The sequence below is a fragment of the Paenibacillus glacialis genome (assembly GCF_001637205.1).
Taxonomy (GTDB): Bacteria; Bacillota; Bacilli; order Paenibacillales; family Paenibacillaceae; genus Paenibacillus_AQ; species Paenibacillus_AQ glacialis.
The window spans coordinates 380,660-396,150 of sequence record NZ_LVJH01000007.1 but is presented as its reverse complement, the minus strand read 5'-3'; the positions used below and the strand labels follow the sequence as shown (position 1 = coordinate 396,150).

Annotated in this window: 16 protein-coding genes; 9 read left to right on the top strand and 7 right to left on the bottom strand. The window is 40.5% G+C overall.

The window, feature by feature from the left end; translation table 11 throughout:
- The first annotated feature begins 97 nt into the window (after nucleotides 1-97).
- The 7 genes from PGLA_RS07205 (at nucleotide 98) to PGLA_RS07175 (ending at nucleotide 6,073) form a co-directional block, all read left to right on the top strand.
- Entirely contained in the window at nucleotides 98-1,891 is a 1,794-nt protein-coding gene (locus PGLA_RS07205) for a helix-turn-helix transcriptional regulator (protein ID WP_245699761.1), read from the top strand.
- 185 nt (nucleotides 1,892-2,076) lie between these two features.
- Nucleotides 2,077-2,667: a DUF1989 domain-containing protein gene (locus PGLA_RS07200; RefSeq protein WP_068530855.1), complete on the top strand. Its 591-nt coding sequence runs from the start codon at nucleotides 2,077-2,079 to the stop codon at nucleotides 2,665-2,667.
- 73 nt (nucleotides 2,668-2,740) lie between these two features.
- Nucleotides 2,741-3,367 (top strand): LysE family transporter, encoded by a 627-nt coding sequence (locus PGLA_RS07195; RefSeq protein WP_068530852.1) that lies wholly within the window; start codon nucleotides 2,741-2,743, stop codon nucleotides 3,365-3,367.
- A 129-nt stretch (nucleotides 3,368-3,496) separates the two neighbouring features.
- On the top strand, nucleotides 3,497-4,270 hold the full coding sequence (locus tag PGLA_RS07190; protein WP_068530849.1) for a YqcI/YcgG family protein: 774 nt from the start codon (nucleotides 3,497-3,499) through the stop codon (nucleotides 4,268-4,270).
- 349 nt (nucleotides 4,271-4,619) lie between these two features.
- Nucleotides 4,620-5,129, top strand: coding sequence for a DUF6773 family protein (locus tag PGLA_RS07185; protein ID WP_068530846.1), 510 nt, complete (start codon nucleotides 4,620-4,622; stop codon nucleotides 5,127-5,129).
- 27 nt (nucleotides 5,130-5,156) lie between these two features.
- On the top strand, nucleotides 5,157-5,351 hold the full coding sequence (locus PGLA_RS26615; RefSeq protein ID WP_084410812.1) for a helix-turn-helix transcriptional regulator: 195 nt from the start codon (nucleotides 5,157-5,159) through the stop codon (nucleotides 5,349-5,351).
- Between the two features lie 98 nt (nucleotides 5,352-5,449).
- Nucleotides 5,450-6,073, top strand: a complete 624-nt coding sequence (locus PGLA_RS07175; protein ID WP_068530840.1) for an NAD(P)H-binding protein — start codon at nucleotides 5,450-5,452, stop codon at nucleotides 6,071-6,073.
- Between the two features lie 172 nt (nucleotides 6,074-6,245).
- Here PGLA_RS07175 and PGLA_RS07170 read toward each other — a convergent pair whose 3' ends face one another.
- The 3 genes from PGLA_RS07170 to PGLA_RS07160 all read right to left on the bottom strand — a co-directional run bounded on the left by PGLA_RS07170 (nucleotide 6,246) and on the right by PGLA_RS07160 (nucleotide 8,253).
- Nucleotides 6,246-6,722: a GNAT family N-acetyltransferase gene (locus PGLA_RS07170; protein WP_068530838.1), complete on the bottom strand. Its 477-nt coding sequence runs from the start codon at nucleotides 6,720-6,722 to the stop codon at nucleotides 6,246-6,248.
- 69 nt (nucleotides 6,723-6,791) lie between these two features.
- A complete protein-coding gene (locus tag PGLA_RS07165; RefSeq protein WP_084410810.1) occupies nucleotides 6,792-7,403 on the bottom strand; it encodes a CPBP family intramembrane glutamic endopeptidase in 612 nt (203 codons plus the stop codon).
- Nucleotides 7,404-7,515: 112 nt separating this feature from the next.
- Nucleotides 7,516-8,253 (bottom strand): metallophosphoesterase family protein, encoded by a 738-nt coding sequence (locus PGLA_RS07160; RefSeq protein WP_245699741.1) that lies wholly within the window; start codon nucleotides 8,251-8,253, stop codon nucleotides 7,516-7,518.
- Between the two features lie 219 nt (nucleotides 8,254-8,472).
- Here PGLA_RS07160 and PGLA_RS07155 point away from each other — a divergent pair, with 219 nt between their 5' ends.
- Entirely contained in the window at nucleotides 8,473-8,901 is a 429-nt protein-coding gene (locus tag PGLA_RS07155; RefSeq protein WP_068530832.1) for a PH domain-containing protein, read from the top strand.
- A 177-nt stretch (nucleotides 8,902-9,078) separates the two neighbouring features.
- Here the strand turns inward: PGLA_RS07155 and PGLA_RS07150 are convergent, their stop codons facing one another.
- The 4 genes from PGLA_RS07150 to PGLA_RS26610 all read right to left on the bottom strand — a co-directional run bounded on the left by PGLA_RS07150 (nucleotide 9,079) and on the right by PGLA_RS26610 (nucleotide 13,454).
- Nucleotides 9,079-10,197 (bottom strand): sugar ABC transporter permease, encoded by a 1,119-nt coding sequence (locus PGLA_RS07150; RefSeq protein WP_425415360.1) that lies wholly within the window; start codon nucleotides 10,195-10,197, stop codon nucleotides 9,079-9,081.
- Between the two features lie 68 nt (nucleotides 10,198-10,265).
- Nucleotides 10,266-11,786, bottom strand: a complete 1,521-nt coding sequence (locus PGLA_RS07145; RefSeq protein ID WP_068530827.1) for a sugar ABC transporter ATP-binding protein — start codon at nucleotides 11,784-11,786, stop codon at nucleotides 10,266-10,268.
- A 98-nt stretch (nucleotides 11,787-11,884) separates the two neighbouring features.
- Nucleotides 11,885-12,985, bottom strand: coding sequence for a sugar ABC transporter substrate-binding protein (locus PGLA_RS07140; RefSeq protein ID WP_068530824.1), 1,101 nt, complete (start codon nucleotides 12,983-12,985; stop codon nucleotides 11,885-11,887).
- A 289-nt stretch (nucleotides 12,986-13,274) separates the two neighbouring features.
- Nucleotides 13,275-13,454: an S-layer homology domain-containing protein gene (locus PGLA_RS26610; RefSeq protein ID WP_161487852.1), complete on the bottom strand. Its 180-nt coding sequence runs from the start codon at nucleotides 13,452-13,454 to the stop codon at nucleotides 13,275-13,277.
- Nucleotides 13,455-14,122: 668 nt separating this feature from the next.
- On the opposite strand from PGLA_RS26610, the gene PGLA_RS07135 reads away from it, so the two are divergent.
- Nucleotides 14,123-15,478 carry a lytic polysaccharide monooxygenase gene (locus PGLA_RS07135; RefSeq protein ID WP_068530821.1) on the top strand — a complete coding sequence of 452 codons (1,356 nt, stop codon included), beginning with the start codon at nucleotides 14,123-14,125 and terminating at the stop codon, nucleotides 15,476-15,478.
- The last annotated feature ends 13 nt before the right edge of the window (nucleotides 15,479-15,491 follow it).

Sequence of the window (15,491 nt, the reverse complement as noted above, 5' to 3'; positions counted from 1 at the left end):
AGGCACAATAATGTTAAGTGCATGTGGGGAGAGTTTGTTCTATAATAGTTAGGGTTCATTAGGTTGAAGTTTGAAAGAGGTGACTGACTTGTTTGATATGGTCAAGCAGTGGTTCTGGTATGACTGGATTTTGCTATTATTTAGACTTATATTCTCTGTTTCCCTCATTCTAACTATGGTGGAATTTCAAGGAGGATTGACGCTACCTTTGTGGGGAGCAATTTCTTGGGAAATCATCGCTTTTTCTGTGCCTTGGTTTTGTTTGCTACTCAACTATAAATATTATCTCGTTACGGAAATGATCCTTTCCGGTGGAATAAGTTTGTATCTGAGTTTTTTATTTCCTGAAGCTTATCTTACCTTTTTGATGCCTGCATTCATGATCGCAGCGAATAGTGCCAAGAAATCCCATCGTTGGTCAGGTCCTATTACCATCCTTGTTATTCCAATATTGATCAGTATGGTCTCACGTCAGAGTACGCCTTGGTTAGTAATTGTACACACAGGACTGGCTTATGCGTTAGGTTTTGCCTTTCATCTACTCGTCGTTAATCATCGGCAAAATGAAATTATTCGCGACCAGAATACCGTATTAGAACAGTATGTATCCCAAATTGAACGCGTAACGATCCTCGAAGAGCGAACCCGACTCTCCAAGGACCTTCACGATACAATAGGACATTCATATACGTCTATCATCATGGGTATGGAAACATTACGACTCGAATTAGTTACAGACGTAGGCCAAGATAAACTCGATTCTTTGCTACACTTAGCGCGTAAGAGCATAGATGAAGTCAGAGGGTATGTTCATCAGATGGAGTCGCCGCAAGACAGACTGCCGTTGGTTGAGTCATTACAACAACTCATAAATGAGTTTCAGGCTAACTCCAACGTCAACGTTCGCTTTAGAAGCTTTGGGGAAGAATCTGCAATTCCAAGACAGGTTCAAATGACCTTTTATCGCTGCTTGCAAGAATCGTTAACGAATGCAGTGCGTCATGGCCAAGCAACAGAAATTGGAGTATCCCTCCAATTTGAACAGCGTCAAACACGACTTGAAGTGCAAGATAACGGTCTCGGGGCTGAGCATTTGCAGGAAGGATTCGGATTGAGGGCCATGAAAGAACGAGCTTTTAATCTACAAGGACAAATATCAGTCTACTCTGAAGTAGGCGAAGGAACAGTTATCACCTGCACATTACCAAGGCAAGTGGAATTGTCTGACGAAGTTATTCGTTTATTGCTTGTTGACGATCAGCCCTTTATTCGAGAAAGCCTCCGAACCCTCTTAGAAGGACAAGGAGATCTAAAAGTCGTGGGAATGGCTGAAGATGGTCAACAGGCTGTGGACATCTGCGAGCAAGTGCAACCACAAGTGGTGCTTATGGATTTGGACATGCCTAATAGAGATGGTATTTCAGCAACACAACTGATTAAACAACAATGGCCGGACATTCGCGTGCTGATTCTGACCACTTTTCAAGAAAAGGAAAAAGCCATTGAAGTGCTTCGAAGTGGAGCAGACGGCTATTTGTTGAAGTCTATGGAACCGCGTGAATTAGCTGAAACCATTCGCCTTGTTCATCACGGGGGGACGATAATTGCTCAAGATATGTCGACCAAATTGTTTGAAGACCTTGAAACTTCCCAGAATGGATCGGAAGCACAATCTGTGGAATCGAAGACTTTGGACGCTTATGGGCTAACTTCGCGAGAGTTAGAAATTTTAAAGATGGTAGCCCAAGGACTACGATATAAAACCATCGCTTCGAAATTATACTTATCTGATGGAACCGTGAGGAATTACGCCTCCTCTGTATATCTCAAACTAGAAGTACGCAATCGAGAAGAAGCGGTACAGAAAGCGATGGAAATCGGACTTCTTTAGGGTAGCAAAAGGGATAGATCAAGCAGATATAACTGCCTTATCTATCCTTTTTGCATACTATTTAACCCCTTCTACATGACAAAATCAAATTATTCGATTGTTGTGATTCTACTTCACATTACTTTTTCTCCCAAGAGGCATACTAACCTGCGCAGGTGAAAGAAACTCATACAAGGAGGATACTAATGAATAAAGAAGAATGGCTCATTCCCGCCACCCGAGGACTTGGCTTCAAGCTAGACAAAGGGCAGATTGTCCGTGTGACCGATGTCGAAGGTGAGCAGGTAGCTGATTTCGCAGCCTATAGTGCCAGCAATCCAAATGAGCGGATCGACCCTAGTGTAACCATGGACGCTTTGCATAAGATGAATGTGAAGCCCGGGGATATTCTCTACTCTAACCAATATAGACCGTTACTCACCATTATTTCGGATACCGTGGGCCGGCATGACTTTATCAATTCCGCCTGCCGTCCTGAGATGTATGAGTTTCTGTACAACAAAAAGGAACATGCAAGCTGCTATAATAACCTGAATGAGGCACTTATGGAATTTGGTCTCTTGGCACCTGACCAGCATTATCCCTTTAACCTGTTTATGAATACGGTTATCGACCCATCCGGTAATATTAGCGTGGAAAGACCACTATCCAAAGCCGGTGATTATGTCGAACTTCGTGCCGAAATGGATTTGATCATCGCCATATCGGCTTGTCCTTGCTCAGAAAGTGTCTGCAACGGTGATAAGTGCACACCCATCGCTGTGAGAATAATATAGCCTCTTCTATTAGACAATCCCCTTGAATACATTGACTTGTACAATATTTTCTATTTTTAAGGAGCGTTGTCCAATGAATGCTTTCTTCACCTATATGGTACTTGGTATCTCATTATCCGCACCCATTGGTCCAATCAATGCGGCCCAACTGGACAGAGGTGCGCGGATGGGCTTTACTCACGCATGGCTCCTCGGCCTGGGCGCTATGTGCGCAGATTTCATCTACATGTTGCTTATTTACTTCGGTCTGGCGCACTTCCTAAATACCCCATTTATGAAAACCTTCCTGTGGACATTTGGCAGCTTTATTCTTCTCTATATTGCAATTGAAACGCTAAGAAATATCAATGCCGCACCTGAGATTTCCGCACGTGGTACGCAAACCGGAATGAACTCATTTCGCTCCGGATTTCTAATGGCACTGATGAATCCACTTAACATTCTATTCTGGCTTGGCATTTATGGCTCAATCCTTGCCAATAGCGTTCAGAATCAGGGTCTCTCCCTTGTGCTATGGCATAGCATGGGCATCTTTGCTGGCATCCTACTTTGGGATGTATTCATGGCATTGATGGCCAGCTCTTTTCACCGTTTCGCAGGCCCTTCCACTCTGCGTATCATTTCAGCAGTTTCCGGCATTTCCCTGCTTGGCTTTGGCCTTTACTTCGGTTATCGAGCTTTTGTGCAGTTGTTCGGATAAGATACGCATACAGCATTAGACTTGCGCTTCTTTCGACAATACAATAGCCTTCCTCTGGTCCTAGGCATTCACCCATCTTTTTCACCTCGCATAGTATGTTTTGTACTTAACGAGGAGGCTTGGATTGAAATGGCCCATTTGAACACTAAGGTCTGGTTGGATGAACATAAAGTTGAGCTACCGTATTGGCAGCAAGATGCATTTAGCCAATTCACGTCTATGATTGCGGATCCCGAGGGTTCGTACCCCTGTATTCCGGGTCGCCAAGGGTTTCTATCGAATAACCTGCGCTTCGGCTTCGCGGCCGATCCAAGAAGTAATCAAGCGATTACGGAAGTCGCCCAGTTGCTTGAGGAGTACGGTGACTGCTCACGGGATACAGGCAAATACGCTTCACTTGTTATTTTTTTCGAGTCCCCAAAAGACCTGTCGGATGCATTCTCTATTGAAGATTATGAGCAGATATTCTGGTCTCTCTTAAACCGAGTTAACGCAAAGGATACGACTCCCTGGCCTGATCATATATCGACGGATCCATCTGACCAATCCTGGGAATTCTGCTTCAATGGGCATCCTTACTTCGCGTTCTGCGCTACCCCGGCACATAAACTACGAAAAAGCCGTCACACACCCTATTTTATCATCGCATTTCAGCCCCGCTGGGTATTCGAAGAAATCAACGATTCCACAGTAATGGGCCGCAATATGAAGAAGCTGATACGCAAAAAGCTGGTCGAATACGATGATATTCCCGCACACCCATCCCTGAAATGGTATGGGCAAGAGGACAATCTGGAGTGGAAACAGTATTTTCTGCGCGATGATGAGAGTGTTCTGTCCAAATGCCCGTATACGTATATGAAGAACAAAGCCAAGTCATTAAGGCTCATGTTACATAAGTAACCTTCCCCTTTTCGTGTTCTTGATTATAATCTGTTTAAGCTTTTTCAAAACAATTGCAGCTGCGAAGCTACTACGAACATAATCGAATGCTTTTACGCAACAACTGAAACTGGTTGAGAGGCATCTTTTGCACAATCTATTTGTGTGAAAGATGCCTTTTTCGTATATAAGGTTACACTTCAGGCGAGTGTTCATGATGATTCCTTTCCTAATGTAGACGTTGAAGAGCGCCCTAATAATGACGTGTATAACAACTTAAATGCAATATATAATTGACATTTTGGCAGAAATAGTATAAATTAAATTTATAAGTATCAGGTAATATTTTCTAATTGGAGGTTGGATGATTATGAAATGGTGGACAGTTAAGAAAAAATCCGTTGATGAACGGATTGTAAACACACGCAACAAGCTATACAAAGAAACCTATATCCTTGTCTATATTTTATTTGGTATTTCAGTCATAGTGAAGATCCTTTACTTTGACCAAAACATACGGATGATGATCACAGAAATTGTTATTTTTGGAGTCGCTTCTCTTTATTACGGAACTAGATCGATCTTACTTGGTTTGTATTCAGACGAAGTTGAGATTCACGATCAAAGAAGCAAACTTCCAATGAGCATTAAAAATGTTATTTGGGGATTAGGTATTGGTGTTGCTTTGGCTTTATGCTTTGGAATACGAAGCGCTATCGTCTATGGCGATGGTGGTCTACACTCTTTACAGACATTTTTTATCGTATTCATAGCTTCAATAATGATCTACATCCCTTTTTTAAGTGTAGCTATGCTATTAACACATCATTTTGCAAATCAGGCCAGTAAAAAGGCTGCTCAGAAAGATCTAGATGACTAAAAGATAGAATTGGGTAGGTGATTGGGTTTGAAAAATATCAGATTAAAACTGGCAAGGGTTACAAAAGATTTATCACAAGAAGAACTAGCCCAACGAGTCGGCGTATCTAGACAGACCATTGGATTAATCGAACTCGGTAAATATAATCCCAGTTTAAGTTTATGCGTTGCTATATGCAGGGCATTATCTATGACTTTGAATGATTTGTTTTGGGAGGAATAATTCAGAGATTCCATAGTTTAAGTAGTCGCGACCTATGTGAAACCTCCTCCACTCGCATAACGTAAATGACATAAACTAGGAATAAGGAGTGACCCCTTATGATATATAGCGGTAAAATTGCAATTATTGGTGGTTATGGAAAGGTTGGAAAATATTTAGCAGAGCATGCCCTACATGCCGGCTATACTGTTCGCTTACTATCGAGGCGCAGACATATAAATCCTAAGTGTGAGCTTGTCCTTGGTAATGTCAGTAAGATCGATGATATTCGAACATTGTTAGAGGACTGTGATGCTGTAATCAATACTATTGGTCCCGCAAAAGATAACGATTCTTTTTTTAGTGATACAACTTCTAAAATACTTAGCGTTATGCAAGAACTTGGGATTCATAGATACATAACCGTTTCTGGGGGTTCATTAACCTTAAATGAGGATAAAAAACAGTTTACTAATCGTTTAGGAGCTTCTATTTTTCGAATCATATTCCCAAAATTGATAAGGGACAAACAAAGAGAATACGAGATCTTAACCAAGAGTAATGTGAATTGGACTTTGGTTAGACTCCCATTTATTAAAGATGTCTCGTCTAGCGGAGTGATCAAAGAAGATTTGGTGGATATGCCCGGGAATAGTATCTCGAACAGGGACATTGCCGACTTTTTAATTAAGCAATTGAATGACGATAGCTATGTCAATAAGGCACCCTTTATATCCAACTAATTAGAATTCATTTCCCTACTTGTTCTAATACGGTAAAAATCATGGTGTAGTACGTAAATCAGTTGTAACATGCTTTGGAGGAAGAAATGCAAATATTATATTGGGTAGTAAGACCAAAAAAATTGCTAGTTTTCCTTCTATATGCACTCCATCTACAGTAAACCTCCCCATCCTACCGTCGATATATAGACATCATGCTTTTATAATAATATATCGTAGCATCTAATTCGCCAGTTGCAGACATCGCATAGTTGGGAATCCGTCCAGCCTGAATATAACCTACTGAAGTGTATAGGAGATTGGATGGGTCTCCTTCTCTAGTATCGAGAACTAATAATGACCGACCCTCTTTCTTGGCTCTTTCATCAACCGTTCGCATGAGGGCACGACCGATACCATTACGTCGATAATTAGGGTGGGTCATTAATTTTGCAATTTCGGCTCTATGACTACCGTTTCGCTTCGTACACAATTGTAGCTGTACCGTTCCAACGATGATATTGTTTATTTTCGCAACTAAAAGTATGACTCCAGGATCTAATACATTTCCCCAATAATGTTCAGCTTCTAAACGATTTAATGGTGGTAAAAATCCTATTGATGCCCCATCTTCTACAACTTGCATTAAAAGCTCAGATAGTTCTTCCATATTTTCCTCAATTGATATTAGTTCGACGATTTCAACATTACTGACCAGTTACACATGATAATGATATGACTAAAAAATATTAAACATCACTATAATGGAAGCTAACAAGTTAGAACAACCATGAAGTAACCAGCTTGAGATCATAGAACCCCCAGATTGCTTTTCATTAATCCAACCCATTAGCCAACCGCCTGTACCTGTGATCACAATAATAATTATTGCACCTAACAATCCTGCTGTTGATATAAACATCGCACCATGCATAAACCCAAACAATAAACCTTGTACCATGTTACCTACTTGAAAGCCAAACTTATGTACCAGCCTTTTGGTCAAAAAACCTCTGAACAACAATTCTTCAGAAAGTCCTGTTTGTAAAAAAGCATAGATCAGAATTGGAATTAATGCAGACACTCCTTGTCCAGAAAATTGGGATGAAGCAAATTCAGAATTATCTACAAACATAGGAACAATTAAGAATGCTGGAATCCCCATAACAATGATTGTACCTACAAAAGTGATTATATATTTAATCTTATTTCTAACAACAGGTTTTTTTAAGCCTAACCATTTAAATAATCCCAGTGCCTTTCTGCCAGAAATCAACCACCATATAAAAGGGATAATCGAGAATAGTATTAGCTGTAATGTTGCACTAATTAGTAGGTTAATAATTTGCATATTTACCTCCCATTGAGTATTTTATAAACATCATTAAGAACTTCCTCAATTCATATAATACTGAACATGATATGTTGTTATATGAATTTATACCGATCTACTATAACAACACTTAAATGTCATCCCGTTTGTCTAATGCAACCTTCTTCACAAAATGTGTCGTATAGTCTCCATCATCACTGATCTCCAAGCAATTTAATTTCAAGCCATATACACACCCACCGTCAATGCCGATCTTATCTCCCATTGGACTAAACCATATATCTTCAGACCCATGCAGATTGACTGCTGGTGTATGACCGAACACAACCTTTTTCTCTAAGTTGGTTGCATGATGAAAGAACTCATCTCTAATCCAATAAAATTCGTTAAGGGGCTGACTCTCTTTCCAATTCTCATATGATGGATTAATTCCTGCATGAACAAATATGTGACTATCCGTTTCATAATAAAGTGGCAATGATCGTAGAAATTCTAAATGATGGGAATAATGTTTCATGATATATTCTTTTCCTTCTATATATGTATCCCACTCAGAACCTTCGTCACTGAAATCTAGGCCACTATAACTTTCAAGTGTTTGGAACGCCCCATTTCTGATCCAGCGTTTATCATCAACATCTTCTTCCTTATCGATAGCGTCTACCATCATCTGATCATGGTTTCCTTTAAGAGCGATTACTCCCCATTCTTCAACCAATGATTTCACTTGCTCAACTACCTCTTTACTCTTTAACCCTCTATCCACATAATCGCCTACCAATATAAGCCTATCTTGTTCGGGGTTGTATCCCACATTTTTTAGTAGTGTATTGAACTCATCATAACAACCATGTATGTCACTAATCACTAGCGTTCTGATACTAATCCCTCCTTAAACTTCAATACAAGATCATTAAATACATAATACTTATTAGTATGATTACTGTATACACCTTTTGCTCTAGATGATAGACTTTAAAACATTCTATATAAAAGTAGGAAAAATCTTTGGCTACATAGAATATCCAATGAGAAAGGTAGCAATAAATTAAAATTTAAAGTATTAATATAATTAGGGGGAATTACGATGGCTAACTTGTTTGGTGGTTTAATGGGAAATTATTCTGAGGTAACTATTCCCGAATTAAAGAGCCAATATGGGATTTATCTTATGCCCGAGGAAGAAATTCATATGGGCTTCAAACTGGTACGTGACGCTTTTATTATTACTAATGAAAGATTAATTCTCATTGACCATCAAGGCGTTACTGGTAAAAAGACCCGTGTTGCATCGATACACCTTAGCTCAATTTATGAGGTTACTATGGAAACGGGAGGCACCGGTTTCGATGATTGTGAAGTTACCCTTCACTATATAACCTCCCCTTATCACAAGAGCAACAATTTACAGACCGCTCTCTATAAGTTTGAATTCGGGAAAAAATTTAATGTACAGCCTTTGTATACGACATTTCTGAGCATTGCTTCTAAGAATTTCAACCGCTTGAATTCCTAACTTAGTACCTATTCCGAACAAAAGAATGTAGCTGGTTTTATATTCATTACTTCAATTTAAGATCCTTCATCTGACATCTCAATAAACTCATGTAGCATTATATTTATACCACAAAAACGCCGGAGAGCTGTAACTAACACTCTCCGGCGTTTTTTAGATATCTCACCAAACATAGAATTATGCTCTCTGCTTACGGGTCATAACATCGAAAATGACAGCACCAGCTAACACGCCCCCGCGGATCATGTACTGATAGGAAATCCCTACTCCGAGTAAATTCATACCGCTGGAGAGTGATGCCATGACGATCGCTCCGATAATGGAACCCGTCACTTTTCCTACTCCACCGGCAGCGGATACGCCACCAACGTAAGCAGCCGCAATCGCATCGAGTTCAAATAATGTACCCGCAGTCGTCGTAGCCGATTGCAGACGAGCAGTAAACAGTAACCCTGAGAGTGCCGACAACAATCCCATGGAACAAAAAACAATGTAGGTAATTTTCTTGACGCTAATCCCGCTTAAATTCGCAGCTTCTGGATTGCTTCCAACGGCATAGATATGTCGTCCAATGACGGTTGAAGTCGTAAGAAAGTGATATATCACCACGACGATCAACACAATAATGACCGTCCAAGAAAATCCGTTGTATCCCGCTAAAATCCAAGTAATATACGCTATGATGGCGGATACGAATAAAACTTTTATGGCAAACATGCTATTAGATATCACTTCAAAATGATATTTGATTTTGTTTCTTCGCTTAGAGAATTCAAAGTAGATGAACAGGACGATAATCAGTGCCCCAACGATTAATGACAACAAATTTAATTGACCTACTTTTGCGATCGCTGGAATGAATCCATTTCCAATAGCGTTAAAATGTTCGTCCTTTATACTGATCGTTCCGGTTTTTTCGGTTACCTGTAGTAATGCCCCTCTGAAAATCAACATCGCCGCTAAAGAAGCAACAAACGAAGGAATCCCCATATGAGCTACTAGGAAACCATTAAATAAACCGATGATCATTCCCAACACTAAAATAATCGGAATCGTAATATAAAATGGCATTCCAAACTGTGTAAGCAGTATAGCCGCAATAGCTCCCATAAATCCTGCCGCAAATCCGACGGATAAATCAATATGACGAATAACAATGACTAGCGTCATCCCAACAGCTAGAACAGCAATATAACCCGTTGCATCTATCAAGTTACTAATATTCCGAGATGACATAAACAGCCCATCCGTCATGATTGAAAAAGTCAACATAATGACAAATAAAGCGATATACATCCCATAATCTCGAATATTAACTCCAATCAACGACTTCGCTTCCTTAAGTAATTTCACCGGTTTCCCTCCTATTGCGTTGCAAGCTTCATTATTTTTTCTTGATCCGCTTCATTAGCATGTAATTCACCTTTTATTTCCCCCTCAGCCATGACATAGACACGATCGCTCATGCCTAATACTTCACTCAGCTCGGAAGAAATCATGATGATGCTCATGCCTTCGCTAATCAATTTATTCATGATCGTATAAATTTCAAATTTAGCTCCCACGTCAATACCCCGCGTAGGTTCGTCCAATATAAGCAAAGTTGGATTAACGAACAACCACTTGCCCAAGGATACCTTCTGCTGATTCCCACCACTTAAATTACCAACCAGTTGCTCAACTGAAGGTGCTTTTATGTTTAAAGACCCTTTATATTCATTAGATATTTTTACTTCTTCATTATTGTTAATGATCCCTTTAGACGAAATCATTTCAAGATTAGCGGCTGAAATATTTTGCTTGATATCCTGTATCAGAAATAAGCCGTCACCTTTGCGATCTTCCGTCACATAGGCGATTCCCGCTTTGATCGCATCTTTGGGATTCTTTAATGTTCTTTTCGCACCTTCCAAAAGTAATTCTCCACGCAATTTATAGAATTTCGGATTGCCGAATATGCTCTGTGCTAATTCTGTTCGGCCAGAGCCCATTAAGCCTGCAATACCGACGATTTCTCCCTTCTTCACATGGAGATTGACGTCTTTCACGACTTCTCGACCTAGTTTCGGATCAAATGCCGTCCAGTTTTGGATTTCAAGTACATTGTCGCCAAATTGTTTATTATTTCTTTTTGGATAGATATCATCGATTTCACGGCCAACCATGTTCTTTATGATCACGCTTTCGGACACTTCATTTTTAGAAGCGTCTAACGTACAAATGGTCCGACCATCGCGAAGAACAGTTACCTGATCCGCTATCGCTATCACTTCTTTCAACTTATGCGAAATCATGATGCTCGTTATGCCTTGGTTTTTCAATTCTCTTAGTAGTTGGAGCAAGTTTTCACTGTCATTCTCATTAAGTGCGGCCGTCGGTTCATCCAGAATAAGCAGTTTCACATCTTTACTCAACGCTTTAGCGATTTCTACTAACTGCTGTTTACCCACACCTAAATCTTTGATCAGCACTTCAGGATTAACATTCAGTTTCACTTTGTTAAGCATTTCTTTAGCTCTAACAATCGTTTGATTCCAATCTACCAATGCGCCTTTTTTCACTTCATTTCCCGCGAAAATATTCTCATATACGGTGAGGTCAGGAAACAACGCAAGTTCTTGATAAATAATAGCAATGCCAGTCTTTACGCTATCGCTGATTCTCGAGAAAGTCTGAACACTACCATCAAATATGATGTCTCCTGAATAAGTGCCATGCGGGTATACACCACTTAGAACTTTCATCAAAGTTGATTTACCAGCGCCATTTTCACCGATCAAACAATGAATTTCTCCTTTATTCACTTTGAAATTAACATTCGTGAGCGCCTTTACTCCCGTGAATTCTTTAGATATATTATTCATTTCTAAAATGGTAGGATTCATATTTAGATTACACTCCTTAACAAAACAAGTCGTAGAATAGCGGAAAAGTGATAGACCAATCTATCACTAATTCCGTCCAAACTATTGTTTATGTGCGATTATAGACCTGTGAATTCGCTTGCTTTGTAATACTCAGAATCAATGAGTGAGGCTTTGACGTTGGCTTTGTCGACAACGATAACTTCCGTTTGCTTAGCCTTCACGTCCACTTTACCGTTGTTGTAAGATCCAGTCGTCTCAGGCGTTTTGCCATCCAGAACGGAGACCGCCATTCCGATAGAGTCTTTAACGAGATTACGAACATCTTTGAATACAGTCATGGATTGTTTACTGTCAATGATGTATTGAATGGATGCTTTCTCAGCGTCTTGCCCAGAAACCACAAAGCTTGTGATTGCACTATCAGATCCGAATACATCAGCGATCGAACGAGCTGTACCGTCATTCGGAGCCAGAATCGCAACATCACCTTTTTGGTCGGCTGATGCGGCTGTCAAGTGAGTTTGTGCCTTGTTCTTAGCTTCATTCGCATCCCAGTTTGTAGTAACCTGGCTTATAATTTTACTTTGTTGATCACGAGTCAATTCGCCGTTAGCTTGTAACGCAACGGCTTCGCTGGAGTTAGCGACTTTGAAAGTGCCGTCAGCGATTTTAGGTTGAAGAACGGTCCAAGCCCCTTCGAAGAACAAGAAAGCGTTGTTGTCAGATGATGCACCAGCGTATAAATACAATGGCTGGCCATTACCTTTGGCATGATCAACGAGGTATTGAGCTTGCGCTTTACCTACTGCAATACTGTCAAAAGTTACGTAGTAATTAACCGCATCTGTGTTCGTGATCAATCGGTCATAGGAAATGACCTTGATGCCTGCTTTTTGAGCAGCTTCTACTGCAGCTGCCGCTGCATTGCCGTCTTGAGGACAAATGATGAGTACTTTGATGCCTTTAGCGATCAAAGAATCTACGTTTTCTTTCTCTTTGGCAGAAGATCCTTGGCTAAATAAAATTTCAGAAGAGTACTTCGTGTCCTTCAAAGCATCTTTAAATCTTTGCTCATCTTGAACCCATCTTGGTTCATCTTTAGTAGGTAATACGATCCCCACATCGACCTTGCTACTACTGTTACCACATGCTGAGACAATAACTGCAAGCATCATTACAACGAGCAAGAACGGAATTGCTTTCAGAACCTTTTTCATTTAAAAACCTCCCCTTATTAGTTGATTCTGTATATCTGACATGATAATATCACTTCATTTACCCACCCAGAATAGAAAATCCTCACCTGTTTCTTGAATATACTCATCTCTCAACATGAACACTTTGTACGGGGGGAGTACTCTGCTGATAGCAAACATGCTTCACATTGCCAGTGGTAACTAACCAATGTAATCTGTCACACATCAAAGAGCCGCTCCCTTATCACATTGTGATGGAGCAGCTCTTTGGTTATCCTATTAGATGGATACGGACCATACAGAAATTTCGTTAAATATTCATCGCTACGAGCCATTTATACAGCATGGAAGCAGCTTCTGCCCTTGTAGCATGTGCATTGGAACGGAGAGTCTGATCCCCGTAACCCTGAATAATTCCTGATTCTACGAGTGAATTAACCGCAGCTTCAGCCCAATCTGGAATACTAGATGCATCTTGGAACCTATTCACTACGGTAGAAGATGGTACTGAAATCGATTGCGCATTGTATAAAATATTACAAATAACTTCCTGAAATTCAACTATGACAGACCAAATAGCCTATGCTGAGAAAAGAAAGGTCGATACGACACAATATTCCCCATATTTAGGTTGAAACTTGATGCCTTCTGCTCTATTGATTTACCAAAACTTGGATTTCATAAACCATAAGTCCTAGCCCTTGTCCAACATTATCCCTCCTTCGTTCTCGTGTTTTCCTATCAACTTTCCCTGTTCATTTGAAAGAAAACCCATAGAATATAAAGGATTTCGTTAATTTTCTAACTATTTCCCCTATTTTCCCAATGATGTGACAATTTATTAAGAAATTGATTCCCAAGTCTCTCAAAAAAGTTGTTTAATTGTCGTACAATTCTCATTAACACCATGAATTATTTTTTTTGAAAAAACCAATTTTTATCTTTCTATCAACAACTCTATCTACGACTCATTCGATATATGAGCTTCTAGCGAATTTGAGTTTTTTTAAATCTTCACTATAAAAGGGGGCGATGCAAACCCGAATATTTGCTCTTTTAGAATATGTGCGTTAAAAACATCAGTGTTGTCAACAACAGATCAGAGCGTTCAGCTCTAGTCGAGTTAGACATACCCTAAATCAAAGGAGACCTAATATTATGACATCTATTCGTTTAACACAGTCGTCTGGAACCAAACTACTTACTTTTTGCAGTATTCTATTGATTGTTACTGGTATCATACTTCTATTACCGAGTACGGCTTTTGGTCACGGTTATGTCGAAGGGCCTGCTAGCCGTGCTGCGCTATGTAAATCAGGTCAGAACAAGGATTGCGGACCGATTATCTATGAGCCACAAAGTCTAGAAGCACCGAAGGGATTCCCTGAAAAAGGACCTGCAGACGGCAAAATCGCGAGCGCGAACGGTGCTTTCGCTAAGCTTGACGAGCAATCCGCTACGCGTTGGTCCAAAGTCAACATCTCTTCTGGTCAAAATACGTTCACTTGGAAGTTGACTGCTGCGCATGCCACAGCGAGCTGGAAGTACTATATTACGAAACCGAACTGGAACCCGAACGCCCCTCTAACACGGGATTCCTTCGATCTTTCTCCATTCTGTTCAGTGAATTATAACGGGGTTCAACCTCCATTCTCCTACTCCGACACTTGCCACGTTCCTGCTCGAAGTGGATACCATGTGATCTTGGCTGTATGGGAAGTGGCTGATACGACAAATGCTTTCTATAACGTGATCGACGTGAATTTCAGTGGCAGCAACCCAGTCGATACACAAGCACCAACTGCACCATCGACTCTGACTGCACCCTTCAAAACAACGAACAGCGTGTCTTTGAATTGGAGAGCTTCAACAGATAATGTAGGCGTAACCGGCTATCGAATTTTTAACGGATCTTCCTTAGTCGCTACCGTATCTGGTACAACGCTTAGTAATACTGTAACCGGATTATCTGCTAACACCGCGTACACATTCAGTGTGAAGGCAATAGACGCGGCTGGAAACGTATCTGCTGCAAGTAATTCTATTAGTGTAACCACGGATGCTCCGCCTGCAATTGATACGCAAGCACCAACCGCTCCAGGCGGCTTACACATTATGGGTACACCAACCGCTTCTAGTATGCAGTTAATGTGGAACAAATCGACGGACGATGTCGGTGTCACTGCATACCGCATTTATAATGGAACGATGTTGCTAACAACGGTTTCGAGTACAACTACGAATTATACGGTAACTGGACTAAGTGCCAGCACAACTTATACATTCAACGTTTATGCCCTAGATGCCGCAGGTAATCAATCAGCTGCAAGCACGATAAACGGCACAACGGCAACCGCTTCTACTCCTACTGTTTCTGAATGGAAACCGAACACATATTACGCGGTGGGTGCACTAGTTACTTACAACGGTGCTACCTATACGTGTCGTCAAGCTCACACAACACTTACTGGATGGGAGCCACCGATCGTACCTGCTTTGTGGTTGCTAAAGTAATCATCGATTAGAA

Coding starts and splice junctions, on each gene's coding strand:
- PGLA_RS07205 (WP_245699761.1), top strand. CDS start 98: ATGGTCAAGCAGTGGTTCTGGTATGACTGGATTTTGCTATTATTTAGA.
- PGLA_RS07185 (WP_068530846.1), top strand. CDS start 4,620: ATGAAATGGTGGACAGTTAAGAAAAAATCCGTTGATGAACGGATTGTA.
- PGLA_RS07155 (WP_068530832.1), top strand. CDS start 8,473: ATGGCTAACTTGTTTGGTGGTTTAATGGGAAATTATTCTGAGGTAACT.
- PGLA_RS07195 (WP_068530852.1), top strand. CDS start 2,741: ATGAATGCTTTCTTCACCTATATGGTACTTGGTATCTCATTATCCGCA.
- PGLA_RS07140 (WP_068530824.1), bottom strand. CDS start 12,985: ATGAAAAAGGTTCTGAAAGCAATTCCGTTCTTGCTCGTTGTAATGATG.
- PGLA_RS07150 (WP_425415360.1), bottom strand. CDS start 10,197: ATGTATATCGCTTTATTTGTCATTATGTTGACTTTTTCAATCATGACG.
- PGLA_RS07145 (WP_068530827.1), bottom strand. CDS start 11,786: ATGAATCCTACCATTTTAGAAATGAATAATATATCTAAAGAATTCACG.
- PGLA_RS07165 (WP_084410810.1), bottom strand. CDS start 7,403: ATGCAAATTATTAACCTACTAATTAGTGCAACATTACAGCTAATACTA.
- PGLA_RS07135 (WP_068530821.1), top strand. CDS start 14,123: ATGACATCTATTCGTTTAACACAGTCGTCTGGAACCAAACTACTTACT.
- PGLA_RS07170 (WP_068530838.1), bottom strand. CDS start 6,722: ATGGAAGAACTATCTGAGCTTTTAATGCAAGTTGTAGAAGATGGGGCA.
- PGLA_RS07175 (WP_068530840.1), top strand. CDS start 5,450: ATGATATATAGCGGTAAAATTGCAATTATTGGTGGTTATGGAAAGGTT.
- PGLA_RS07190 (WP_068530849.1), top strand. CDS start 3,497: ATGGCCCATTTGAACACTAAGGTCTGGTTGGATGAACATAAAGTTGAG.
- PGLA_RS07200 (WP_068530855.1), top strand. CDS start 2,077: ATGAATAAAGAAGAATGGCTCATTCCCGCCACCCGAGGACTTGGCTTC.